Source organism: Janthinobacterium sp. 17J80-10 (assembly GCF_004114795.1).
Classification (GTDB): Bacteria; Pseudomonadota; Gammaproteobacteria; order Burkholderiales; family Burkholderiaceae_D; genus Paucimonas.
The window spans coordinates 1,315,470-1,337,608 of sequence record NZ_CP035311.1 but is presented as its reverse complement, the minus strand read 5'-3'; the positions used below and the strand labels follow the sequence as shown (position 1 = coordinate 1,337,608).

The following is a 22,139-nucleotide window of genomic DNA, read 5'->3' as shown; positions in this document are numbered from 1 at the left end:
CGGCGGGAATTTTCCGATAAGCGGCAAAAAGTGTCTTCTTTTGTTCGCAAAGCAAAGCAAAAGTAAAAAAACTTGTTGTTTAATATATTTTTTACCGATTCCAGGTCGTGCTCCTGGAATAAAACCGCTCAGCCAATGCCTGACGTTTCAGCGGCGCCCGCCTTCAGGCACTTCCCCGACCGCAATAGCTCTTCCAGTTGATCCGCCGGCAGGGGCTTGCTGAAGTAATAGCCCTGCATGGCATCGCAGCCATGCCCGCGCAGGAATTCCAGCTGTTCCGCCGTTTCCACGCCTTCGGCAATGACTTCCAGGCGCAGGCTGTGCGCCAGCGAAACGATGGTGGCGACGATCGCCGCATCGTCGGGGTCGAGGGTAATATCGCGCACGAACGACTGGTCGATTTTCAACACGTCGATCGGCAAGCGCTTGAGGTACGCCAGGCTGGAATAGCCGGTGCCGAAATCATCCACCGAGATTTGCACGCCCAGGCCGGCCAGGGCGCGCAGGGTACCGATGGCGCGATCGACATCTTCCATGATCATGCTCTCGGTCAGTTCGATTTCCAGGCAATGCGGCGCCAGTCCGCATTCGCGCAAGACATTGGAGATCGAATCGACCAGGTCGCTTTGCGTGAACTGGCGGGTGGAGAGGTTCACGGCCACGCGAATTTCGCCGAAGCCTGCATCCTGCCAGGCTTTGGCCTGGATGCAGGCGGCGCAGATCACCCAGGCGCCCAGCGGCACGATCAGGCCGGTTTCCTCGGCCATGCCGATGAAACGCGCCGGCGCCACCGTGCCGAAGGTCGGATGCTGCCAGCGCACCAGCGCTTCGACGCCATGGACCTTGCCGGTATGCAGGTTGACCTGAGGCTGGAAGTGCAATTCGAACTGCCCCTGCTCCAGCGCCACGCGCAGGTCACCCTCCAGGCGCAGGCGCTCCATCGCGCGCGCATTCATGGCGGGCGTATAGAACTGGTAATTGTTGCGGCCGGTTTCCTTGGCGCGGTACATGGCGACGTCAGCGTGGCGCATCAACGTTTCGGCATCCTCGCCATCGGTGGGATACACCGCCATGCCGGCGCTGATGGTGATAAAAAACTCATGGCCCTCGATGACATAGGGGTCGGCTGCGGATTCCATGATGCGCTGCATCGTATGGATGGCAGCGCTTTCATCGCTGCGCTGTGGCAGCACAAGCACGAATTCGTCGGCGGCCAGGCGCGCAACCGTGTCGGTATCGCGGGCACAGGCTTGCAAGCGCACGGCAACCTGCTTGAGCAATTCGTCGCCAGCCGACAAGCCCAGCGTATCGTTGATGAACTTGAAGCGATCGAGGTCCAGGTGCACCACCCATACGGGGTGCGCGTAGCGTGCGGCAAATGCCAGTGCCTGCGCCAGGCGGTCGCGCAACAGGTTGCGGTTGGCCAGGCCTGTCAGGGTGTCCTGGTTGGCGCGGATTTCCAGTTCGGCCTCGTAGCGCTTCATGTCGGTGATGTCGTACTGCGCGGCGACGAAATGCGTGACCTTGCCATCGGCATCGCGCACCGGCGACGTGTACAAGTCATTCCAGAACATGGTGCCATCCTTGCGGTAGCTGCGCATGGTCGCATGGCCCGGGCGCTGCTCGACGGTGGCAGCCTTGAATTCGGCAATTGCCGGCTGCTTGTTGTCCGTGCCCATCAGGAGACGCATGCTGCGGCCGATGATTTCTTCCTCGGCGTAGCCGGTCATGTGCAGGAAAGCCGGATTCACATATTCGATCGGATAATCGGGCGCCTCCGCGCTGGTGATGATGATGGCATTCGGGCTGGCTTCGATGGCGCGGTTACGCAGCTTCAGGTCTTTTTCCAGGCGCTCCCGGGCGGCGATATCCTGGCGCAGCAAGCGGTTGGCCAGATGCGCCTCGTGGGTGCGTTCCTGCACCAGGCGACGCACCCGCTGCTCCCGCGTCACCAGGGCATGGATATAGGCGGCAGCCAGCAAGCTGAACAGGATGCCGCCGATCAGGACATAGAACGAGCCGTATTGCCCGAACAGGGCTGGCTGCGCCGTCGGCGCTATCACCATGTGCCACGGCTTGCCGGCGACAAGAAAACCATGCGCTACCGGCTTGGCCGCGTGTGGCAGCATCCATGCGTGCCAACCTGCTTCTTCCGCATTCCCGGGCGCCTCGGTGCTGTTGCGATATGCCAGGCGGGATTCATCGGCACTGGCGGCGGCGTAGACGCGGATATCCGGACTCGTCCCGGACAACAGGCCATCGCTGCCAAGCGCTTTCTCGATCAGGTTGCGCACACTGAAAATCACGGCGACGTCACCGATCCAGGCATCCCTGCGCGACTGCACATCGGACAGGAGCGCACCTTTGCGGTACACCGGGATGATCACTTCGAAGCCGAGTCGGGCCTCGTCCTTGCCCTGCGCCAGCAGCAACAGATCTGACGCCGTCGGTGCGCCGGCGTCGGCAGCCTGGCGCATGCTTTCCACCAGGTGCGCATGGGTACTCACATCCAGGCCGAGCGCCGCTTCGTTGCCCCGCATCGGCTCGAGGTAATCGACGACGATATGGCGCTCTCTTGCGCGCGCAGGGACCCGTTTGCCGTCGGCCATTTCCATCATCGCAAAGCCCGGGAATTTCTGCCGCATGGCTTCCTCGTAAGCGGCGCGTTCGCTGGCAGGAACGATACGATGAAAGTTGAACGCCTGGATATAGGGATGACGCTGCAGCAGCGGCTGCGTAAAAATGTGGAATTGTTCGCGGCTGACCGTCTCGTTAACCACGAATAACTGGTTGAGGATCACTGCGGCATTGACCGCCTCGCCCAGGCCCTGCTCCAGGCGCAGGGCGCGGAGGTTGGCCTGCTGCTGGAATTCCGCCGACTGGGCCTTGTCTTCAAGGTCGCGCAGCGACAGGAATAAAAAAAAGGCAACGGCCACGCCGAGCGCCAGGGTCAGCCAGGCTGCGAGCGGCACGGGAGTCAGATAGCGTTTTTTTTCAGCAGGCTCGGCCATGAGCAGGATCTGGGTTTCGTGCTGCGATCGGGACGACACAAGATAAACGCCTGGCGATGGATGCCGCCAAGCGTTCGCCCTGCAAGGGTAGCTTATTTAATGCAACAAAGAAAGTAAATGTAAAGCCCGGTGTGACCGGCAACAGACGTCAGATGACTCAGGGACGTTGCCCCGGTTCGGGCAGCAGGCAGGCATCAACGACGCGCAAGTCATTGTCCTTGGCGAAATTGAGAACGAAGTGGTAAGCCAGCGGCTCGATGTCACGCAAGTCTTCACTGACGACCACGGACTTGACGCCTTCCAGCAAGGCGGGGCGAACGTAACGGGAATAATGCAGATGCGCATCCTGGCGGGCACCATCCTCGCCGAAGCAGGACATCACGCCGCACAGGCGCTCGGCCCAGTCACTTGGGCGAAAGGTCTTGCCGTCACTGGTCACACCCTGGATAAAAAACTCGCGTGCTTCTTTGGATGGGGAGGCGTTTTCAGCCATGCGGGCGGCTCGTCAGGTAGCGGATTCGTTGGGCGCATTATATCGCATGCTCGCACGCAATGACATGACTTACCACAATATGAAAAAGCAGTCCTTACCCGACCCAGTGGGCAATCGAGATCAGCAGCAACAGCAGCATCCACAACAAGAGCGCGCGCCATACAAGGCCGACCGTGCTTTGCAGGGTACGCGGCTGCGGCGCGTCACCCGGCGGCGCTTCGGCTTCCAGCGTGGAATCGACCAGTGAGGCATCCGCCGGCAGCATGCTGGCTGCGCTGACGGCCGGCGTGCCCAGGCGCACGCCAAGGGCGCCGCCGCCGGCCGACAGGATGACGCCGGTTGCCTCGTCCGCCCAGCGATAGGCGAAATTGCGCCAGGCGAAAATGGCGTCCTCGAAATTGCCGACAATGGCGAAGGCAATCGCCGTCAGGCGCGAGGGAATCCAGTCGATCCAGTAAAAAGCGCGCGTGGCGAAATGGCCAAAGGATTCATTCTTCAGGTGTTCCGGCTCATTCCAGGCGCGCGCCAGGTATTCGGCAACGCGGTACATCACGGCAAACGCCGGCCCGACTGGCAGCAGGAGCCAGAAAAACACGCCAAAGACATTGCGGTGCGTGGTCAGCAGCGCCGTTTCCACGGCAATGCGCGACAACTCGCTGCTATTCAGCAACGACGTGTCTTGCCGGGTCCATTCGGCCAGCAGCTTGCGTGCGGCTTCCTCGTCGCCGGAGCTGAGGGCAATCTGAATCGCCGTGAAATAATGGCTGTAATGACGAAAACCCAATGTAAGGTAGGCCACGATCGCCGTCCAGGCGAATTCGGCCAGGAACCCCAGGCTGGCGCACAGCCAGAAGATCAGTGCCGTTGGCACCACCAAGACGGCCAGCGTGGCAAACCAGGCCATCTTGCCATGCTGCGCCTGGCCGGCATTGAAACGCACCTCCATGCGGTGGGCCAGGGTACGCAAGGCAGCGCTGACCGGATTATCGGCACGCAGCGGCTGGACTTGCTCGATCAGCAAGACAACAAGGATGGCAAAAAAAGTCATCAGGAAGCTTTCTTGTAAATTGATGCACGCGATACAACCGCTACGATAGCGCAGCATGCGATCTTAATCAAACTCAAGCGCGCAGGAAATGGTAGAGGTTGCGCAGCATGGCCGCCGTCGCCCCCCAGATGAAAAATCGCTCGTAGGGCATGGCATAGAAGCTGCGCCGCCCGATGGGTGCGGGAAGTTCGGCGCTGCGGATCTGGTGGTTGCTGCCATCCATCAAGAAGCTCAGCGGCACCTCGAAAATTTCCGCCACCTCGAAAGGGTCGGCCCGCAAGTCGAACGGCGGCTGCACCAGCGACACCACGGGCGTGACGCGATAGCCGGTCACGGTCAGGTAATCAGGCAAGATGCCGATGACTTCGATCTGGTCGCGGTGCAGGCCGACCTCTTCCTCGGTTTCACGCAAGGCGGTGTCGATGGCCGAAAGGTCGCCCGGATCGACGCGCCCGCCCGGCAGGCTGACCTGGCCGGCATGGTCGTGCAGATGCGCGGTACGCTGCGTCAGCAAGAGGGTCGGGCCGGCTTCGCGCAGGACGATCGGCATCAGCACGGAAGCCGGCGTGCCCGGCATGGCGGCCGCATCTGCAGCGCGCAGGCGCGAATCGGCATGCAGCTCCGGCGTCCAGACGGGCGGCGCCGTGAAGCGCTGGCGCAGCCAGTCGGCGCGCAGGCGCTCGGCCGCCACGGCGGCTTCGCCGGCAATCGATTCGATCGCCACTTCACGGGGGTCAAAAACACTCTTTGGCAAAACGACGTCCTGTCCAGATAAACAATTCTCTTGCGATTCTAGAGGATGCGCGAAAAATTTGTTCGACAAACAAAAAGGGCACCCGAAGGCGCCCTTTTCATCGATACGACAAGCCGGATTATTCCGCGGCTTTCGCAGCCGCAGTGCGGCGGTTCGGCAGCTTTTCGCGGATACGCGCGGACTTGCCCGAACGCTCACGCAGGTAGTACAGCTTGGCACGGCGCACATCGCCGCGACGCTTGACTTCGATCGAAGCGATCAGCGGGGAGTACAGCTGGAACGTACGCTCGACGCCTTCGCCCGAAGAAATCTTGCGGACGATGAAGTTCGAGTTCAGACCGCGGTTGCGACGCGAAATGACCACGCCTTCGTAAGCCTGGGCGCGCTTGCGCGTGCCTTCGACCACGTTGACGCTGACGATGACGGTATCGCCCGGGGCGAAATCGGGGATGTTCTTGCCGAGACGGGTAATCTCTTCTTGCTCGAGTTGCTGGATCAAGTCCATTTTTAGCTCCTGTAACCATCTTGCCGGCGCCGGGTGGCCTGGGCCACCACTCATCCCGGTAGAGGATGGGGTTGAATATGCGGATGCGGACATCCGCGCTTTACTGCTACTTCTACTACTAATCAGTTACATACAGTTGGGGACAGAGTACCGCTCTCACCTTAATCAGTTGAGGACAGAGTACCGCTTCGCTTAACTCTGTCCCGCAACTACGAGAAAATCAGTCCCGCAATAAATCTCTCGTCGGCCTTCGTCAGCAGCCCTGCCGCGCGCGCCCTGTCGATCAGGTCCGGGCGTTTTGCCGCGGTTGCCGCCAGCGCCTGCTCGCGCCGCCACTTGACGATCTCGGCATGATGGCCGCCCAGCAGTACCGGCGGCACCGCCACGCCTTCATACACTTCCGGGCGCGTATAGTGCGGGCAATCCAGCAAGCCGTTGACGAAACTGTCCTCGACTGCCGAGGCATCGTCGTGCAGCACCCCCGGCAATTGCCGGATCACTGCATCCATCAGCGCCATCGCCGGCAATTCGCCGCCCGACAGCACGAAATCGCCGAGGCTGATTTCCTCATCGACGCAGCGGTCCAGCAAACGCTGGTCCACCGCTTCATAACGTCCGCACAAGAGCACCAGGCCCGGCTGCGCCGTCAGTTGCATGACGCGCTCGTGCGTCAGTGGCCGTCCTTGCGGCGACAGGTAAATCACCCTCGACTGCGCCACGCCCAGCGCTTGCTGGCGCTGCCTGGCACTATCGATGGCAGCTTCCAGCGGCTTGGCCAGCATGACCATGCCGGGACCGCCGCCGTAGGGCCGGTCATCGACCGTACGGTAATTGTCTGTCGTGAAATCGCGCGGATTCCACAACGACAAGCCGCACCTGCCCTGCTCGAAAGCACGTCGCGTAATGCCGGATTGCGTGATGGCGGCGAACATTTCAGGGAAGAGCGTGACGACATCGAATTGCATCCCGCTTTTCCCTTTACCTTTCCATCCCGGCTGCCGGGGCCTTGCTAATAATCGCGGCCCCAGTCCACTGTTATCTTTTTGCCTGCCAAATCCACCGCCTGGACAAATTGCCCGACGTAGGGAATCAGCATTTCCGGCCCGGGCTTTTGCCCCGGCTCGACTGGCGGCGCCACCCGCAGAATCGGATGCGCGCCATTGTCCATCATGTCTGCCACCTGTCCGAGCGCTTCGCCCTGCAGGTTTTCCACCGCCAGGCCGATCAGGTCGATCCAGTAGAACTCGCCCTCATCCAGCGCTGGAAAATGCCGGCGCGACACCGACACGGCTGCGCCCTTGAGCGCCTCGGCGGCATTGCGATCGGCCACGCCTACCAGGCGGGCGACCGTATCGCCGCTATGGTCCTTGGCCTGCTGCACCTCGACATCGCGCATTTCTGGCTTGTCGAGCCACCATGTGCGGGCATGCAGCAGCGCGTCGGCATCCGCCGAATAAGGCTTGATCCTGACCCAGCCTTGAATGCCATAGGCACCGGTGATATGCCCCACCAGCACCAGATCTTCGGGGATCGCGACCCCCGATGCGGTCTTGCCAGTCAAAACGCCTGTCAAACCTTAAGCAGCGGCTTTCTTGCCAGCGCCTGCAACCAGACGGGCCACGGTCGGCGACAGTTGCGCGCCAACGCCTTGCCAGTAAGTCAGACGATCTTGGGCAATACGGATGCCTTCTTCCTTGTCGCCCGCGATCGGGTTGTAAAAACCGATGCGCTCGATGAAGCGGCCGTCGCGACGGTTACGCGAATCGGCAGCAACGATGTTGAAGAATGGGCGCTTCTTGGCGCCACCACGGGATAAACGAATCACGACCATAATAATTCCAAAAAGTGTACGTACGCGGAAAAAGCCATAGATTATAGCGGACTATGCCCCGACAAACAACTGCCTTCCTGACAATCCGGCTTTCCCGGGAACAGAAGGCGATTCTCTTTAAAATCAAGACGCTGCGCCAGCGGCGCGGAAAACAGCCCGAACCGTTACAATGCCGTCTGGCAAGTACCCGCTTTGCCGCCGGCACACCGTGCCGCGCCGGCCCCTTTCATCCCGAAGACGCCTCATGACATCCCGCCACAAGAATAAAACTTTCGCAACTTTACTGGCCACGCTCTTTGGCGGCATCGGCCTGCACCGGTTTTACCTGCACGGGCTGGGCGACCGCTGGGGCTGGCTGCACCTGTCCAGCCTGGCAGTATCCGGCTTCGTCACAGGGCAATGGTTCGAGCAACCGCTGCTGCTGACTGCCGCGCCGCTGGTGCTTTCCGCCATTGCCGGCTTTGTCACGGCACTGGTGCTGGGGCTGACGCCGGACGACAAGTGGGACCAGGCCCATAACCCGGATTCGGGCAAGCAATCCCGCTCCAGCGGCTGGCTGGCACTGGTCCTGGTATTAACCACCGGACTTGGCGCAATCAGTGTCATTGCCGTGCTGGCCCGCACTCTCGACCTGTTGTTTACCGGCGGCGCCTACGGTTAAGACAGGCTGCCCCAACATCAGGCCCCCCGTTGGTGCGGCAAAGCCCTTTCGGGCACGTTTCCCGGTGATTTCGCGGTTCTGGCGTTAGTTGTCGCATGGCACAAAAAATGCTCATGTGGAAACATACGCACGACTGTGCACCTGCAAACCAACCATCCGGGGGATTCATGGCACGACCTCATACCCAGGCGCTTTCCGCGCTCTTTCTGCTTTTTTCAGCAGCCTGCCTGCCGGCACTGGCGCAATCCGGCGCCCCGCCCGCGAGCCTGTCCACCCTGGTCGACCATGCCAGCATCAGCGCCGGCGATACCGCATGGCTTTTGACTTCGACGGCACTGGTACTGCTCATGACCATACCGGGCCTGGCGCTCTTCTATGCCGGCATGGTGCGCAAAAAAAATGTCCTGGGCACCATGGCGCACAGCTTTGCCGCCTGCTGTGTGGCGACCGTGGTATGGGTCGCCGTCGGCTACAGCCTGGCATTCACCCCGGGCTCGGCATTCATCGGCGGCCTTGACCGCGTCATGCTGGACGGCATGGCTTACCTGAAGGACGCCGGCAAGGTCAGCGTCCATCCCATCGCGCCCACCGTACCGGAAAGCGTGTTCCTGATGTTCCAGATGGCCTTTGCCATCATCACGCCGGCGCTGATCACCGGCGCCTTTGCCGAGCGCATGAAGTTTTCCGCGCTGCTGATCTTCACTGCACTGTGGTCGCTGCTGGTGTATGCGCCGGTTGCGCACTGGGTCTGGGAACCGGGCGGCTGGCTGGCGGCGCGCGGCGTGCTGGATTTTGCCGGCGGCACCGTGGTCCATATCAACGCCGGCGTCTCCGGCCTGGTCGCGGCAGTCATGCTCGGCAAGCGCCAGGGCTTCGGCAGGGAAGCCATGCCGCCGCATAACCTGACCTTCACCATCATCGGCGCCTCGCTCCTGTGGGTGGGCTGGTTCGGCTTCAATGCCGGATCGGCCGTGGCAGCCGATGGCCGCGCCGGCATGGCGCTACTGGTCACGCACCTGGCTGCCGCCGTAGGCGCGCTGGCCTGGATGGTTGCCGAATGGGTGACGCGCGGCAAGCCGTCGGTACTCGGCCTGGTATCGGGTGCGATCGCCGGCCTGGTCGCAATCACGCCGGCCTCGGGCTTCGTCGACGTTACCGGCGCCTTCGCCATCGGCGCTGCTGCCGGCGTGGCTTGCTACTGGGGCGCCACCACCCTCAAATCGATCCTGCGCTACGACGATTCCCTCGACGTCTTCGGCGTGCACGCCGTGGGCGGCATTGTCGGCGCCCTGCTGACCGGCGTGTTTGCCGTCAAGGCCATTGGCGGCGTGTATGGGGCGCTGGATGTACAGCTGATCGGCGTCTTCGTCACGGTGCTGTATTCCGGCGTTGCAACAGCGCTGATCCTCGCGGCCATCAAGGTGACGGTCGGCTTGCGCGTGGCGCCCGAGGAAGAACGTGAAGGCCTGGATATTTCTCAGCATGGGGAGCAAATAGCATGAGCGCACATCAGATGGCACACATGGCGGAACTGGAAAACCAGGCGTTTTCCCTGATGGGCCGCCTCCACGTTGCATTGCGGCGCGAAACCGGCCGCATCACCGATGTCGAATACATGCGCATCGATCCGTCCTACTGCCGCCATCTGATCCAGGTTGCAAGACAATCAGGCTATGCGGACCTGGACAGGATCGCCGAACGGCTCGAAACCATCTATTTCGGCGACGATGGCTTGTTTGTCATGGCGCCGCCCAAGCCGCCCTTGCTGACGCGCCTGAGTGCAGGCCTGGCAGCGGCAGCGACGCCTGGCACGACAATCGCGCCAGAACCCAGGCCGCCTGCCAGGATACCCGCTCCGGCAAACTCACCGCCTCAAGCCAGCCAAGCCCTGCCGGAGCGAAAGATGGTAGAGCCGGACGGCGACCAGCACTACGTCGGCCGGCTGCGCTGAGCATCTGTCTCCATGCCCGTGCGGCCAGCCAGGCCGCCGGTCATGGACATGTCGGGCGAACCTTCCTTGAACAGCTGGCGGATTTGCTGACGCAGCTCCGGCGTATCCTGGTGCTGGTGCACCGCCACCGCATGCTGCACCGACGCTTCCAGCAATTCTTCATCGCTGTCCGCGCTGATCATTACACTGCAATTCATGTCGCTTGGATATTCGCGGCAATCGATATATTTGCGGGTCATCTGCTTCTCCTGCGCCACCTTCCCGGGCCCAATGCCGCGGGCATCAGATGGCAACGGTTTTGGTTTGAATCAATTGGCATCCATCAATTTTCCAGGCCCCTTCCGTATCCTTGTGCATCAGGTAGACCGCCACCCAGACATGGCTTTCCAGATCGGTCAGGCGCACCACCTGATACACCTTGCCCCGCACCATCTGGGGCGATGCATACAAGGCCATGCGATGCCGGTAGACCGGGTCATACTGCTCCTTGATCATCTTGAGAAAGTTGTGCGACGAACCAAGGCGGCTGCGCGTGTTTTCGGTGGTGAGGGCAAACGCGCGCTCGGCGTCGTCATTGGCAAGCGCCTCGATCTGCAATTGCACCGCGCTCTGGATTGCCGTCTCCTCGTTTTTCCCGAGGTCGGCCGCCACTGCCGGCGCCAGCCAGGCACACATCATTACCATCATCAACCATTTCAGCGCCAGACGTTTCATGATGGGACTCCCCGGAAAAGAGCTCAGCATTCAGTGTAGGTCAGGCACGCCGGAAAACGAGGGAATGCGCAAGGCGGGATTGATATGGCGCAGAGGGCGGACCATGAAAAAAGGCAGCCCGCAGGCTGCCTTGGCTATGGCGACAACATCCGTTTAGAACTGGTCTTCGCGCAAGGCCATCACGCTGCTTGCCCCCTCAACGATTTCTGTTCGGTAAGCGACGGATTGCGGCAGGATATGCTCGGCAAAAAAGCGCGCAGTGGCGATCTTGGCGGCATAAAAATCCTTGTCGCCCTGCCCTTGCTGCTGCAGGCGCGCCGCCGCCAGCGCAGCCCGCCCCATTTGCCAGCCGCCCAGGACGATGCCGGCCATTTTCAGGTACGGCACGCTGCCGGCGAATACGGCCTTGATATCGGACTTGATATTGCCGGCGACATAGTTCACCACCGCGTCCAGCGCTTCCGCGCCGGCAGCAAGTTGCCGTCCGATCGCCTGCAGGTCGGGCGCCTGCGCTGCCGCCAGTTCTGCCGCCGTGGCGCGTACCTGGGCGACGATGGTGCGGGCATTGGCGCCACCATCGCGCACGGTCTTGCGGCCAATTAGGTCATTGGCCTGGATGGCCGTCGTGCCTTCATAGATCGGCAGGATACGGGCATCGCGGTAATACTGCGCGGCACCAGTTTCTTCGATAAAGCCCATGCCGCCATGGACCTGCACGCCCGTGGAAGCGACATCGACCGACAGTTCCGTCGACCAGCCCTTGACGATCGGCACCATGTATTCGTAAAACGCCTGCTTTTCCGCGCGCACCTGGGCGTCCGGGTGATGCAGCGCCAGATCGTGCGCCGCCGCCGTCACATACGCCAGCGCGCGCGCCGCTTCAGTCTGGGCGCGCATGCTCATCAGCATGCGCCGCACATCCGGCTGGTGGATGATGGCCACCGGCCCGGGCGAGCCTGCCAGGTCGCGCGACTGCACGCGATCCCTGGCATATTGCACTGCCTGCTGGTAGGCGCGCTCCGCCACTGAAATGCCCTGCATGCCGACGGCAAAGCGCGCGGCATTCATCATGATGAACATGTATTCCAGGCCGCGGTTTTCTTCGCCAATCAGGGTGCCGATGGCGCCGCCATGGTCGCCGAACTGCAGCACGGCGGTCGGGCTGGCCTTGATGCCGAGCTTGTGCTCGATGGACACGCAATGCACATCATTGCGCGCACCCGGCGTGCCGTCGGCATTGACCAGGAATTTCGGCACGATAAACAGCGAAATGCCTTTCACACCCGGCGGCGCGTCGGGGGTGCGGGCCAGCACGAGGTGGACGATATTCTCGGCCATGTCATGCTCGCCATAGGTGATGAAGATCTTGGTGCCAAACAACTTGTAGGTGCCATCGCCCTGCGGTTCGGCGCGCGTGCGCACCATCGCCAGATCCGAGCCGGCCTGCGGCTCGGTCAGGTTCATGGTGCCGGTCCATTTGCCGGAAATGAAGTTGGCAAGATAGGTTTGCTGCTGCTCAGGCGTGCCTGCGGTCATCAGTGCCTCGATGGCGCCGTCGGTCAGCAGCGGGCACAGCGCAAACGACAGGTTGGCCGAGTTCAGCATTTCCATGCAGGGGGTCGCCACCAGCTTCGGCAAGCCCTGGCCGCCGAATTCGACCGGGTGCTGCACGCCTTGCCAGCCGGCTTCGCCATAGGCCTTGAAGGCTTCCTTGAAACCCTTGGTGGTAGTGACCTGCCCATCCTGCCAGCTGCTCGGCTGGCGGTCGCCCGGCACATTCAGCGGGGATACCACTTCGCTGCAAAAGCGGGCGTTTTCTTCCAGGACCGCATCGACCGTTTCCGGGGTGGCGTCTTCACATCCCGGCAAGGCATTGATTTCTGCCAGTCCGGCCAATTCGTTCAGGACGAATTGCATGTCTTTCAGTGGCGCGTGGTAATCCATGCGTTTCTCCGATAATCATTATTATCCAGCCAGGGCAGCGCACCCCGGCTGGGTTACTTCGTGTAGTGCTTCATGCGGCCAATCAGCCGAGTTCCTTGACCAGCTGCGGCACGATCTCGAACAGGTCGCCGACGATGCCGTAATCGGCCACCGAGAAGATCGGTGCTTCGGCATCCTTGTTGATGGCGACGATGACCTTCGAATCCTTCATGCCGGCCAGATGCTGGATGGCGCCGGAAATGCCCACCGCAATGTACAGCTGGGGCGCGACGATCTTGCCGGTCTGGCCCACTTGCCAGTCGTTGGGCACATAGCCCGCATCGACGGCTGCGCGCGAAGCGCCCATGGCGGCATTCAGGCGGTCCGCCAGGGGTTCGAGGATCTTGAAGCTTTCACCCGAGCCCATGCCGCGCCCGCCCGAGACGATCACCTTGGCAGCGGTCAGTTCCGGACGATCCGATTTCGCCACTTCGCGCGCAACGAACGCCGACTTGCCCGCGTCCGCAACCGAAGGAATGGTTTCGGTCGCGGCAGCGCCGCCGCCGGCAGCAGAATCAAAGCCGGTGGTGCGCACGGTAATCACCTTGACCGGGTCGCTCGACTGCACGGTGGCAATGGCGTTGCCGGCGTAGATCGGGCGCTCGAAGGTATCGGGGCTGTCGACCTTGGTGATTTCGGAAATCTGGCCCACGTCCAGCTTTGCCGCCACGCGCGGCGCGATGTTCTTGCCGTAGGCGGTGGCCGGCGCCAGGATGTGCGAATAATCCTTCGCCAGCGCCAGCACCTGCTCGGCGACATTCTCGGCCAGGCCATCGGCAAAATAGGCGGCGTCCGCCACCAGCACCTTGGTCACGCCCGCCAGCTGGGCGGCAGCGGCAGCGGCGCCGGCGGCGTTGTGGCCGGCTACGAGGACATGGACGTCACCGCCGCACTGGGCGGCGGCAGTCACGGTATGGGCAGTGCTGCTCTTGAGCGAAGCGTTGTCGTGTTCGGCAATGACTAATGCAGTCATGATGTCTTCCTATATCTATATTCGGTTCAGCGGGATTATTGAACGACCTTGGCTTCGGTCTTGAGCTTGGCCACCAGCGTTGCCACGTCAGGCACGATGATGCCGGCGGAGCGCTTGGGCGGCTCGACCACTTTCAGGGTCTTCAGGCGCGGCGCCACATCCACGCCCAGGTCTTCCGGCTTGACGATATCGAGCTGCTTCTTCTTGGCCTTCATGATGTTGGGCAGCGTCACGTAGCGCGGCTCGTTCAGGCGCAGGTCGGTTGTGATGATGGCCGGCAGGCTCAGCGACAGGGTTTCGAGGCCGCCGTCGACTTCGCGGGTGACCACGGCCTTGTCGCCTTCGATCACGACCTTGGAGGCGAAGGTAGCCTGGCCCCAGCCCAGGAGGGCGGCGAGCATCTGGCCAGTCTGGTTGCAGTCGTCATCGATGGCTTGCTTGCCGAGGATGACCAGCTGCGGGCCTTCCTTGTCGACGAGGGCTTTCAGGAGCTTGGCCACGGCCAGGGGCTGCAGTTCCAGATCGGCTGCGGTCTCCACCAGGATGGCGCGGTCGGCGCCAATCGCCATGGCGGTGCGCAGGGTTTCCTGGCACTGGGTCACGCCGCAGGAGACGGCGATGACTTCGGTGGCCTTGCCGGCTTCCTTCAGGCGCACGGCTTCTTCCATCGCAATTTCATCGAAGGGGTTCATCGACATCTTGACATTGGCGAGTTCGACGCCCGAACCATCGGACTTGACGCGCACCTTGACGTTGTAATCGACCACGCGCTTGACTGGAACCAGGACTTTCATAGCTTTGCCTTTAGACCTTTAGAGAAATCGGATTATTAAAAAATGATCATGTCGATTATAAGAGCTTCCCACCCCGGATTCCGGGTGCCAGCCATTTTTAGCACGATCGTTCTTTTATTGGGCATAAGAATACGCATTTATTCCCGTTTAGGGAAGAGGGAAAAAGAGGATTTTTTTAAGGAAGACGGCGCGACAGAATAATCACGCCGGTATCTGGGGCACGGCAGCGGGGGGAATGCCGCCTTACTTGCGTTTCATGTAGAAAATAAAATCTTTTTCTTCTTCAAACTTGTCGAGCAAGAGATTCCCGGTCTGGCGAGAAAATGCCTGGAAATCCCGCACCGACCCGGGATCCGTGGCAACAACGCGTAACACTTCCCCGCTTTTCATTTCAGCCAGGGCTTTCTTTGTCTTAAGGATCGGCAAGGGACAATTCAGTCCGCGGGCATCCAGTTCTTTATGAAATTCCATATTCTGCTTTCGCACAATGGCGTGAGGTCTTGCCACGATTCTACCGCAAAAGAATCCAGCCTAGTGCAATGCAACAAACTTTACCATATGGAAATATTCGGCATCCTCCGCCCCCGACCGCAAGTTACAAGGCACTACGCTGACGGCCAATCGACAAACTCTGGCGAAAAACCGCGGCCGCGCAGCCAGTCGGCCATGGCATAGCCGGTGCCGGTACGCCAGGCGCGCAGCTTTTCCGGCGCGATCAGGCGGTATTCGAGCAATTCCTCGGACAGCCGCACTTCCCCGCGCGCCTGCACATGGTAGGCAATGATCAGTTCGTTCTTGCGCATGAATTCATACACGCCGATCAGGCTCACCGCCTCGGCATCGAGATTGGTTTCTTCCTTCAGTTCGCGCGCCGCGCCCGCTTCCGGCGTTTCATCGCGCTCCATGAAGCCGGTAATCAGCGAAAAGGTCTTTTCCGGCCAGGCGGCATTGCGGGCGAGCAGAATGCTGCCCTCGTACTCGACCAGCGCCGCCAGCACCGGCAAGGGATTGTCCCAGTGCGTCCAGTGGCCGGTCGGGCACGTCAGGCGCTCGCGCTCGCCCAATACGGCAGAGACGAGCGGCGCCGCGCACCTTGGGCAATACCGGTAGCCGCCGTCTGTCTCGCTCATGGCCGCATCTGGAGTGGATACCTGCGCGCAGGCTGCCTTACAGGCGCTCGGCAACCCAGGCGCTGACGCCCTGCAGGGCTTTGGGCAAGCCGCTCGGATCGGTGCCGCCGGCCATCGCCAGGTCAGGCTTGCCGCCGCCCTTGCCGCCCACCTGCTGGGCGACGAAGTTGACCAGGTCGCCCGCCTTCACCTTGCCGATGGTGTCGGCAGTAACGCCCGCAGCCAGCTGCACCTTGCCGCCGTCGACCGCCGCCAGCACGATGGCCGCGCTCTTCAGCTTGTCCTTCAGCTTGTCCATGGTGTCGCGCAGCGTCTTGGCGTCGGCGCCTTCCAGCGTCGCCGCCAGCACCTTGATGCCCTTGACATCGATGGCCTGGGCCAGCAATTCATCGCCCTGGGCCGAAGCCAGCTTGCCCTTGACGGCAGCCAGTTCCTTTTCCAGCGTCCTGACCTGGTCCAGCACGCCGGTGATGCGCGCCGACAGCTCCGCCGGGGTCGCCTTCAGCGTGCCTGCCGCCTGGTTGACGGTAGCTTCCAGCGATTGCAGGTAGGCCAGGGCGTTTTCGCCGGTGACCGCCTCGATGCGGCGCACGCCGGCGGCAACGCCGCTTTCCGCCACGATCTTGAACAGGCCGATATCGCCGGTGCGGGTCACGTGGGTGCCGCCGCACAGCTCGCGGGAAGAACCGATGTCGAGCACGCGCACTTCATCGCCGTACTTCTCGCCGAACAGCATCATGGCGCCGGACTTCTGCGCTTCGTCGATGGCCATGACGCGCGCCTGGGTGGCGGCGTTGGCGAGGATCTCGGTATTGACGATGGCCTCAACCTTGCGCAACTGCTCGGCAGTCAGCGCGCCATTGTGGGCAAAGTCGAAACGGGTGCGTTCGGCATTGACCAGCGAACCCTTCTGCTGCACGTGTTCGCCCAGCACTTCGCGCAGGGCCTTGTGCATCAGGTGGGTGGCGCTGTGGTTGCGCACGGTCCGGGCGCGGTGCTCGCCATCGACGCGGGCATTGATGATGTCGCCCACCGCGATGCTGCCTTCGGCAACGCTGCCGTGGTGGCCGAACACGTCGGCCTGGATCTTGATGGTGTCTTCCACCTGGAAGCGCGCGGTGGCATTGCGCAGCTCGCCGGTGTCGCCGACCTGGCCGCCGCTCTCGGCATAGAAGGGGGTGTTGTCCAGCACGATCACGGCATCGTCGCCGGCGTTGGCATGGTGCACGTGGGTGCCGTCAACGTAGATGGCGGTGATCTTCGCGCCTTCATGCACCAGGCTGTCGTAGCCATGGAAAGTGGTCGGGATGCCGCTGTACTCGAGGCCATGCGCCATCTTGAACTTGCCGGCTTCGCGCGCGCGCTGGCGCTGCTCGCCCAGCAGCTGCTCGAAGCGCGCCTCGTCCACGGTCACGCCGCGCTCGCGGCAGACGTCCGCCGTCAGGTCCACCGGGAAGCCGTAGGTGTCATGCAGCTTGAATGCGGTATCGCCGTCGATCGACTGCGCGCCCGAGGCCAGGGCGTTGTCGAGGATTTCCATGCCATTGGCGATGGTGCGGAAGAAGGCTTCCTCTTCCTGCTTCAGCACTTCGGTGGCGCGCTTCTCGTTCTGGCGCAGCTCCGGATAAGCCTCGCCCATCTCGGCCACCAGGGCCGGCACCAGCGCATGGAAGAATGGCTTGCGCGCGCCCAGCTTGTAGCCGTGGCGGATCGCGCGGCGGGCGATGCGGCGCAAGACATAACCGCGGCCGGCATTGCTGGGGATGACGCCATCGACCACCGTGAAGGTGCAGGCGCGGATATGGTCGGCAATGACTTTGAGCGAAGGCGAATCCTTGTCGCAGTCGCCGCCGCCGGCCGCGTCCACGGCCTTCTTGGCTGCGGCCAGCAGGTTGGCGAAGGTATCGATCTCGTAGTTCGAGTGCACGTGCTGCATCACCGCGGTGATGCGCTCCAGGCCCATGCCGGTATCGACGGAAGGCTTCGGCAACGGATGCATGACGCCCGCTTCGTCGCGGTTGAACTGCATGAACACGTTGTTCCAGACTTCGATGTAGCGGTCGCCGTCTTCGTCGGGCGAGCCCGGGGGGCCGCCAGCCACGTCCGGGCCGTGGTCATAGAAAATCTCGGTGCACGGGCCGCAGGGACCGGTGTCGCCCATCATCCAGAAGTTATCCGAAGCGTAGCGCGCACCCTTGTTGTCGCCGATGCGGACAATCCGCTCGGCCGGCACGCCGACCGACTTGTTCCAGATTTCGTAAGCCTCGTCGTCGTCCGCGTACACGGTCACCCAGAGCTTTTCCTTGGGCAGCTTGAAGACGTCGGTCAGCAATTCCCAGGCGTAGGTGATGGCATCCTGCTTGAAATAGTCGCCGAAGCTGAAGTTGCCCAGCATTTCAAAGAAGGTGTGGTGACGCGCGGTGTAGCCGACGTTTTCCAGGTCGTTGTGCTTGCCGCCGGCGCGGATGCACTTCTGCGACGTGGTCGCGCGCGTGTAAGGCCGTTTGTCGAAACCGAGGAACACGTCCTTGAACTGGTTCATGCCGGCGTTGGTAAACAGCAGCGTCGGATCATCACCGGGCACGACAGGGCTGGAAGCGACGATCGTGTGGCCCTTGGATTCAAAATACTTGAGGAACTTTTCGCGGATTTCGGATGATTTCATGTTGTCGGCAAAATTAGGCGGAAGCTGGTCACAGCAAACCTTTGATTATACGTGATTACCCCTGCCTTACCGAAGGCCAAAACCTTATAAATATACAAACAAAAAACCCGCCGGTGACGGGCGGGTTTTTAGACCGGCGGGCTTTTATTTAGCCGCCGTGGCGGCGATCATGCCTTTCGTGGTGAATCCGCACCGACTGGCGGGCTTCGGCGCGCTGGATGCCTGCCTGCTCGGCTTTGCCGACCACGCCGTCACGCCCGGCGCGTGCTTCACGCTGCTCGACGCGGGCCTGGCCGCGCTCGAGCCGGGCCGCTTCGCGGGTCGTCAGCGAGCCATCCTTGAGGCCGGCGCCAATACGCTGCTCCTGGTGGATGTTGCGTTGCACATCGGCCTGCATGCGCTGGCTGGAAGCCGAACCGGGATTGCCGGTCTGCCCATCATGCTTTTCCCGGTAAATATCGCGGCTGGCCTTGTCCTGCAGCTTGTCGATACGCGCCTGCTCGGCGGCATTCACCTTGCCATCGGCCATGGCATTGGCTTCGACCCGGCTGATCTTGCCTTGCTGGTGCTCCAGCCTGGCGGCCTCGCGGGAATTCAACTGGCCAGACGCCAAACCATTGTCGATGCGCACCTGCTGATTGACGTCGACCCGGGCTGCGCCTGCCAGCGATTGCGCAAAAACCGGTACCGCAAGAAGGCTTGCTACCAGCACAGGAATCAGTTTCGTCGTTTTCATCGTTTCTCCTTTTGTATCGAATCGGGATGAGCAGATTGCCCATGCAACATTTAACCCGCTGGGCAAACGGTTGGCGACGCAGAACTTGTAAAGCGGGTAACAAAACGTAACGACCGGGATTGACGCGGATTAAACGGTGGCGGCCGGGGGGGTCAATAAAAATCCGCGCCGATCAGGTCGATGCGGTCGGTGCAGAAGGCCTCCACGCCCCAGGCGCGGATTTCGCGGGCGCGCGCCGGCTCGTTGACGGTATAGCAAAACAGGCCATAGCCGGCCGCCCTGACCGCCGCCGCCAGCGCCGGCGTGAGGTTTTTATGGTTGGTGTGCAGGGCCACCGCCCCGACCTGCGCCAGCTGCGCCTGCCAGTCAGGAGGAATAACGTCGACCAGCAAGGCGCGCGCAACGCCGGGGGCGGCATCCCGGGCTGCCAGCAGGGCGTCAAAGGAAAACGACGACAGCAGCGGCGCCTGCCAGCCGCCTGCCAGTGCCGCCGCCGCACCGCACTCGCCCAGCCATTGCGCCGTCAACGCCGCCACGGTGCGCCCGGTCGCGGCTTCATGGCCCGGCGCCGGCTTGATCTCGACATTCATCCAGATGCCGTGTTCCAGGCAAAAACGGAACACGTCCGCATAACCCGGCACAGTCTCGCCGGCAAAGGCCGGGCCAAACCAGGCGCCCGCATCCATGCGCAGCAGCGCGGCCGCGGCAAAATCCGGCACCTTGCCGCGGCCGGCGACCGTGCGGCCCAGTTCCGGGTCGTGCAGCACGACGGGGATGCCGTCGCCGGCCAGCATGACGTCGAATTCGACGGCACGATAGCCGTGCGCCAGGCCGCAGCGCAGGGCTGCAATGGTATTTTCCGGCGCGAGCGCGCCGCCGCCGCGGTGCGCCAGGACTTGAGGATAGGGCCACATGATCGGGTTTCAGGTAAGGAACCACCAATAAAAAAACGCCTGGCACAGCCAGGCGTTCATTGTGCCGCGAGTTTGCCCGAAGGCCGGAATTACTTGGTCGCTGCCACCGGGGTGATGGCCTTCTTCGGCTGCACCTTGGTGCGGGACGCCAGGATCGAACGCTTGACATCGCTGGGATAAGCGTACTGCACCAGGCCGTGCTTGACCTGGCCCAGCACCAGGATCGAGCCATCCATGGCTTCGTGGTCTTCCTTGCTGTAGGGCTTGTGGTAGATGCCGATCACGCCGGCGACACGCTGCTCGAGGTTTTCGAGAGCGTCCTTGATGGCCGGACCGGTCAGGTCCTTAGCCTGAAACATCGCGTTCAGGAGAATGAACATCGAGTCATAGGCTTGCGCCGCGCACATCGCGCAGGTAATGTTTTTCACGTTGTTCTGCCTGGCATACTGCAGCACCAGCGAAGTGGCGCGTTCGTTCATCACGCCGTCCTGAATGAAGGTCTGCGGCATGACGGCGCCGTCGGCGGTAGCGCCGGCAGTATCGATATGGTTACGGAACGCGACAGTCCAGGGACCGGTTTGCTGCACGCTCCAGCCAATTGCCGAGCGGCTCTTGGAGACGGTTGCCATGTCGGGGCCGAGCGCATATACAAACAGCGCATTGGCGCCGGCGGCACGCGCCTCTTTCAACTGCGCCGTCAGGTCGGGCGTGCCCTGCTTGAATCGTGCCACGAAAACCGGCTTCAGATTGCGTTTCTGCAGCAGACGCTCGACATCCTTCAAGCCGCCTTCGCCATAGCCGGTGTCGTCCGCAAACACGGCAACCTTGTCCAGGCCGCGCTTTTCTACCAGGTCGTGCAGGATGAAGTCGACCTGCTTTTCATCGGGCATCGCGACACGGAAGACGTAATTTTCGGATTCGCCGGCAAATTTCTTGGTGATGGCCGTGCCGGTCGCAACAGGGATAATCAGGGGCACGCGGGCCTTCTGGTAGACATCCACCGCCTTGGCTGCCACGCCGGAATTGCAGTAGCCGATGGTGGCCACCACTTTTTCCTTGTGGACCAGGTCTTCCGCCACTGCCACGCCGATATCCGGCTTGGCCTTGTCGTCGCGCTCGACCAGCTCGATCTTGCGGCCGCCAACGCCACCCACGTCATTGATTTCCTTGACGGCGATGCGCAAGGCAGCGCGCATGCTGATGCCCATCTCCGAGGAGCCGCCTTCATAAGTGCAGTTCATGCCGACCTTGATCGGCGCGGTAGTCTGGGCGAAGGCGGGAGAGGCGATCGAGGCGGTCAGTACGCCAAGGCTCAACAGCAGCTGTCTCATGGTCATGAAGGATCCTTTTTAGTTATCCGGTGCTATGTCGTGTAGAAACAAAGTGTAGTGCATTTTTTCATGGAGAATTGCCGAAATCCAATTTTTTTGCCCCGAGTGCGGCATTTTCCACAAAAAACGACAACACCCGGCCAGGTCCTGCATTTCACTCCCTGAAAACGGCGTTTCGTCGCATTGCGGTTTTTTCAAGCCTTGCGTTTGCCGACAATACGCCTGTCCGATTACCTACAGGAGACTTGTCATGATGCCTACCCCAGCGATTGCAATCCATCTCGCCGCCGCCCTGGCCGCCCTGCTGCTGGGCGGACTGACGCTGGCAACCAGGAAAGGCACGCCGCGCCACCGGCTTTTCGGCCGCGTCTGGGTGCTGCTGATGGCGCTGGCTGCCATTTCTTCCTTCTGGATCCGGCATTCGGGCCATCTGTCCTGGATCCACCTGCTATCGGCCTGGGTGCTGGTGGTTCTCGTCATGGCCGTGGCATCCATTTACAAGGGCAATGTCCAGGCGCACCGGCGCTGGGTTACCCGGGCCTATATCGGGCTGGCGGTGGCCGGCGTGCTGGCCTTGTTGCCGCAACGCCTGTTAGGCGGCGCAGTCATGAATGCAATTGGATTGATTTAACCATTCACAAGGAG

Annotated in this window: 23 protein-coding genes; 4 read left to right on the top strand and 19 right to left on the bottom strand. The window is 61.9% G+C overall.

Annotated features, from left to right (window positions below; all coding sequences use genetic code 11):
• Nucleotides 1-128 precede the first annotated feature (128 nt).
• The 8 genes from EKL02_RS06090 to rpsP all read right to left on the bottom strand — a co-directional run bounded on the left by EKL02_RS06090 (nt 129) and on the right by rpsP (nt 7,642).
• Nucleotides 129-3,050 carry an EAL domain-containing protein gene (locus EKL02_RS06090; RefSeq protein ID WP_347232098.1) on the bottom strand — a complete coding sequence of 974 codons (2,922 nt, stop codon included), beginning with the start codon at nt 3,048-3,050 and terminating at the stop codon, nt 129-131.
• Nucleotides 3,051-3,168: 118 nt separating this feature from the next.
• A complete protein-coding gene (locus EKL02_RS06085; protein WP_128901216.1) occupies nt 3,169-3,504 on the bottom strand; it encodes a DUF3579 domain-containing protein in 336 nt (111 codons plus the stop codon).
• A 94-nt stretch (nt 3,505-3,598) separates the two neighbouring features.
• On the bottom strand, nt 3,599-4,552 hold the full coding sequence (locus EKL02_RS06080) for a CobD/CbiB family protein (RefSeq protein ID WP_128901215.1): 954 nt from the start codon (nt 4,550-4,552) through the stop codon (nt 3,599-3,601).
• A gap of 73 nt (nt 4,553-4,625) precedes the next feature.
• Nucleotides 4,626-5,306: a CoA pyrophosphatase gene (locus tag EKL02_RS06075; RefSeq protein WP_241687803.1), complete on the bottom strand. Its 681-nt coding sequence runs from the start codon at nt 5,304-5,306 to the stop codon at nt 4,626-4,628.
• A 118-nt stretch (nt 5,307-5,424) separates the two neighbouring features.
• Nucleotides 5,425-5,811, bottom strand: a complete 387-nt coding sequence (gene rplS, locus EKL02_RS06070) for a 50S ribosomal protein L19 (protein WP_128901213.1) — start codon at nt 5,809-5,811, stop codon at nt 5,425-5,427.
• 209 nt (nt 5,812-6,020) lie between these two features.
• Nucleotides 6,021-6,776, bottom strand: coding sequence for a tRNA (guanosine(37)-N1)-methyltransferase TrmD (gene trmD / locus EKL02_RS06065; protein WP_128901212.1), 756 nt, complete (start codon nt 6,774-6,776; stop codon nt 6,021-6,023).
• Between the two features lie 44 nt (nt 6,777-6,820).
• On the bottom strand, nt 6,821-7,372 hold the full coding sequence (rimM, locus tag EKL02_RS06060) for a ribosome maturation factor RimM (RefSeq protein ID WP_128901211.1): 552 nt from the start codon (nt 7,370-7,372) through the stop codon (nt 6,821-6,823).
• Nucleotides 7,373-7,387: 15 nt separating this feature from the next.
• Entirely contained in the window at nt 7,388-7,642 is a 255-nt protein-coding gene (rpsP, locus tag EKL02_RS06055) for a 30S ribosomal protein S16 (protein WP_128901210.1), read from the bottom strand.
• A gap of 244 nt (nt 7,643-7,886) precedes the next feature.
• On the opposite strand from rpsP, the gene EKL02_RS06050 reads away from it, so the two are divergent.
• The 3 genes from EKL02_RS06050 to EKL02_RS06040 all read left to right on the top strand — a co-directional run bounded on the left by EKL02_RS06050 (nt 7,887) and on the right by EKL02_RS06040 (nt 10,254).
• A complete protein-coding gene (locus tag EKL02_RS06050) occupies nt 7,887-8,303 on the top strand; it encodes an NINE protein (protein WP_128901209.1) in 417 nt (138 codons plus the stop codon).
• A 167-nt stretch (nt 8,304-8,470) separates the two neighbouring features.
• Nucleotides 8,471-9,805, top strand: a complete 1,335-nt coding sequence (locus tag EKL02_RS06045; protein ID WP_128901208.1) for an ammonium transporter — start codon at nt 8,471-8,473, stop codon at nt 9,803-9,805.
• Complete coding sequence (locus tag EKL02_RS06040; protein WP_128901207.1) at nt 9,802-10,254, top strand: hypothetical protein; 453 nt, start codon at nt 9,802-9,804, stop codon at nt 10,252-10,254. Before EKL02_RS06045 ends, EKL02_RS06040 begins: the two co-directional genes overlap by 4 nt.
• On the opposite strand, the gene EKL02_RS06035 is transcribed toward EKL02_RS06040, so the two are convergent.
• The 11 genes from EKL02_RS06035 to EKL02_RS05985 all read right to left on the bottom strand — a co-directional run bounded on the left by EKL02_RS06035 (nt 10,233) and on the right by EKL02_RS05985 (nt 21,500).
• Nucleotides 10,233-10,493: a DUF1059 domain-containing protein gene (locus EKL02_RS06035; protein ID WP_128901206.1), complete on the bottom strand. Its 261-nt coding sequence runs from the start codon at nt 10,491-10,493 to the stop codon at nt 10,233-10,235. The two genes, EKL02_RS06040 and EKL02_RS06035, sit on opposite strands and share 22 nt — an antisense overlap.
• A 43-nt stretch (nt 10,494-10,536) precedes the next feature.
• Nucleotides 10,537-10,968, bottom strand: coding sequence for a DUF4864 domain-containing protein (locus tag EKL02_RS06030; protein ID WP_164931963.1), 432 nt, complete (start codon nt 10,966-10,968; stop codon nt 10,537-10,539).
• Between the two features lie 153 nt (nt 10,969-11,121).
• Complete coding sequence (locus EKL02_RS06025) at nt 11,122-12,912, bottom strand: acyl-CoA dehydrogenase (protein WP_128901204.1); 1,791 nt, start codon at nt 12,910-12,912, stop codon at nt 11,122-11,124.
• A gap of 82 nt (nt 12,913-12,994) precedes the next feature.
• The gene (locus tag EKL02_RS06020) at nt 12,995-13,924 is read right to left on the bottom strand and encodes an FAD-binding protein (RefSeq protein ID WP_128901203.1); all 930 of its coding nucleotides are present in this window, start codon (nt 13,922-13,924) and stop codon (nt 12,995-12,997) included.
• Nucleotides 13,925-13,959: 35 nt separating this feature from the next.
• A complete protein-coding gene (locus EKL02_RS06015; RefSeq protein ID WP_128901202.1) occupies nt 13,960-14,718 on the bottom strand; it encodes an electron transfer flavoprotein subunit beta/FixA family protein in 759 nt (252 codons plus the stop codon).
• Between the two features lie 243 nt (nt 14,719-14,961).
• Complete coding sequence (locus tag EKL02_RS06010) at nt 14,962-15,189, bottom strand: sulfurtransferase TusA family protein (RefSeq protein WP_128903400.1); 228 nt, start codon at nt 15,187-15,189, stop codon at nt 14,962-14,964.
• Between the two features lie 134 nt (nt 15,190-15,323).
• Entirely contained in the window at nt 15,324-15,848 is a 525-nt protein-coding gene (locus EKL02_RS06005; protein WP_128901201.1) for an NUDIX domain-containing protein, read from the bottom strand.
• A 37-nt stretch (nt 15,849-15,885) separates the two neighbouring features.
• Complete coding sequence (gene alaS / locus EKL02_RS06000; RefSeq protein ID WP_128901200.1) at nt 15,886-18,513, bottom strand: alanine--tRNA ligase; 2,628 nt, start codon at nt 18,511-18,513, stop codon at nt 15,886-15,888.
• 148 nt (nt 18,514-18,661) lie between these two features.
• The gene (locus tag EKL02_RS05995; protein ID WP_128901199.1) at nt 18,662-19,249 is read right to left on the bottom strand and encodes a hypothetical protein; all 588 of its coding nucleotides are present in this window, start codon (nt 19,247-19,249) and stop codon (nt 18,662-18,664) included.
• Nucleotides 19,250-19,401: 152 nt separating this feature from the next.
• Nucleotides 19,402-20,163 (bottom strand): glycerophosphodiester phosphodiesterase, encoded by a 762-nt coding sequence (gene ugpQ, locus EKL02_RS05990; protein ID WP_128901198.1) that lies wholly within the window; start codon nt 20,161-20,163, stop codon nt 19,402-19,404.
• Between the two features lie 89 nt (nt 20,164-20,252).
• The gene (locus EKL02_RS05985; RefSeq protein ID WP_128901197.1) at nt 20,253-21,500 is read right to left on the bottom strand and encodes an ABC transporter substrate-binding protein; all 1,248 of its coding nucleotides are present in this window, start codon (nt 21,498-21,500) and stop codon (nt 20,253-20,255) included.
• 244 nt (nt 21,501-21,744) lie between these two features.
• Between EKL02_RS05985 and EKL02_RS05980 the strand changes: the two genes are divergently transcribed.
• A complete protein-coding gene (locus tag EKL02_RS05980; protein WP_128901196.1) occupies nt 21,745-22,125 on the top strand; it encodes a DUF2306 domain-containing protein in 381 nt (126 codons plus the stop codon).
• Nucleotides 22,126-22,139 lie beyond the last annotated feature (14 nt).

Excerpts from the sequence above, each read along its gene's own strand:
- trmD (WP_128901212.1), bottom strand. The coding sequence starts at position 6,776 with ATGCAATTCGATGTCGTCACGCTCTTCCCTGAAATGTTCGCCGCCATC.
- EKL02_RS05980 (WP_128901196.1), top strand. The coding sequence starts at position 21,745 with ATGATGCCTACCCCAGCGATTGCAATCCATCTCGCCGCCGCCCTGGCC.
- alaS (WP_128901200.1), bottom strand. The coding sequence starts at position 18,513 with ATGAAATCATCCGAAATCCGCGAAAAGTTCCTCAAGTATTTTGAATCC.
- EKL02_RS05985 (WP_128901197.1), bottom strand. The coding sequence starts at position 21,500 with ATGACCATGAGACAGCTGCTGTTGAGCCTTGGCGTACTGACCGCCTCG.
- EKL02_RS06025 (WP_128901204.1), bottom strand. The coding sequence starts at position 12,912 with ATGGATTACCACGCGCCACTGAAAGACATGCAATTCGTCCTGAACGAA.
- EKL02_RS05995 (WP_128901199.1), bottom strand. The coding sequence starts at position 19,249 with ATGAAAACGACGAAACTGATTCCTGTGCTGGTAGCAAGCCTTCTTGCG.
- EKL02_RS06010 (WP_128903400.1), bottom strand. The coding sequence starts at position 15,189 with ATGGAATTTCATAAAGAACTGGATGCCCGCGGACTGAATTGTCCCTTG.
- rplS (WP_128901213.1), bottom strand. The coding sequence starts at position 5,811 with ATGGACTTGATCCAGCAACTCGAGCAAGAAGAGATTACCCGTCTCGGC.
- EKL02_RS06050 (WP_128901209.1), top strand. The coding sequence starts at position 7,887 with ATGACATCCCGCCACAAGAATAAAACTTTCGCAACTTTACTGGCCACG.
- EKL02_RS06030 (WP_164931963.1), bottom strand. The coding sequence starts at position 10,968 with ATGAAACGTCTGGCGCTGAAATGGTTGATGATGGTAATGATGTGTGCC.
- rpsP (WP_128901210.1), bottom strand. The coding sequence starts at position 7,642 with ATGGTCGTGATTCGTTTATCCCGTGGTGGCGCCAAGAAGCGCCCATTC.
- EKL02_RS06035 (WP_128901206.1), bottom strand. The coding sequence starts at position 10,493 with ATGACCCGCAAATATATCGATTGCCGCGAATATCCAAGCGACATGAAT.
- EKL02_RS06020 (WP_128901203.1), bottom strand. The coding sequence starts at position 13,924 with ATGACTGCATTAGTCATTGCCGAACACGACAACGCTTCGCTCAAGAGC.
- EKL02_RS06005 (WP_128901201.1), bottom strand. The coding sequence starts at position 15,848 with ATGAGCGAGACAGACGGCGGCTACCGGTATTGCCCAAGGTGCGCGGCG.
- EKL02_RS06085 (WP_128901216.1), bottom strand. The coding sequence starts at position 3,504 with ATGGCTGAAAACGCCTCCCCATCCAAAGAAGCACGCGAGTTTTTTATC.
- EKL02_RS06040 (WP_128901207.1), top strand. The coding sequence starts at position 9,802 with ATGAGCGCACATCAGATGGCACACATGGCGGAACTGGAAAACCAGGCG.
- EKL02_RS06080 (WP_128901215.1), bottom strand. The coding sequence starts at position 4,552 with ATGACTTTTTTTGCCATCCTTGTTGTCTTGCTGATCGAGCAAGTCCAG.
- EKL02_RS06045 (WP_128901208.1), top strand. The coding sequence starts at position 8,471 with ATGGCACGACCTCATACCCAGGCGCTTTCCGCGCTCTTTCTGCTTTTT.
- EKL02_RS06015 (WP_128901202.1), bottom strand. The coding sequence starts at position 14,718 with ATGAAAGTCCTGGTTCCAGTCAAGCGCGTGGTCGATTACAACGTCAAG.
- ugpQ (WP_128901198.1), bottom strand. The coding sequence starts at position 20,163 with ATGTGGCCCTATCCTCAAGTCCTGGCGCACCGCGGCGGCGGCGCGCTC.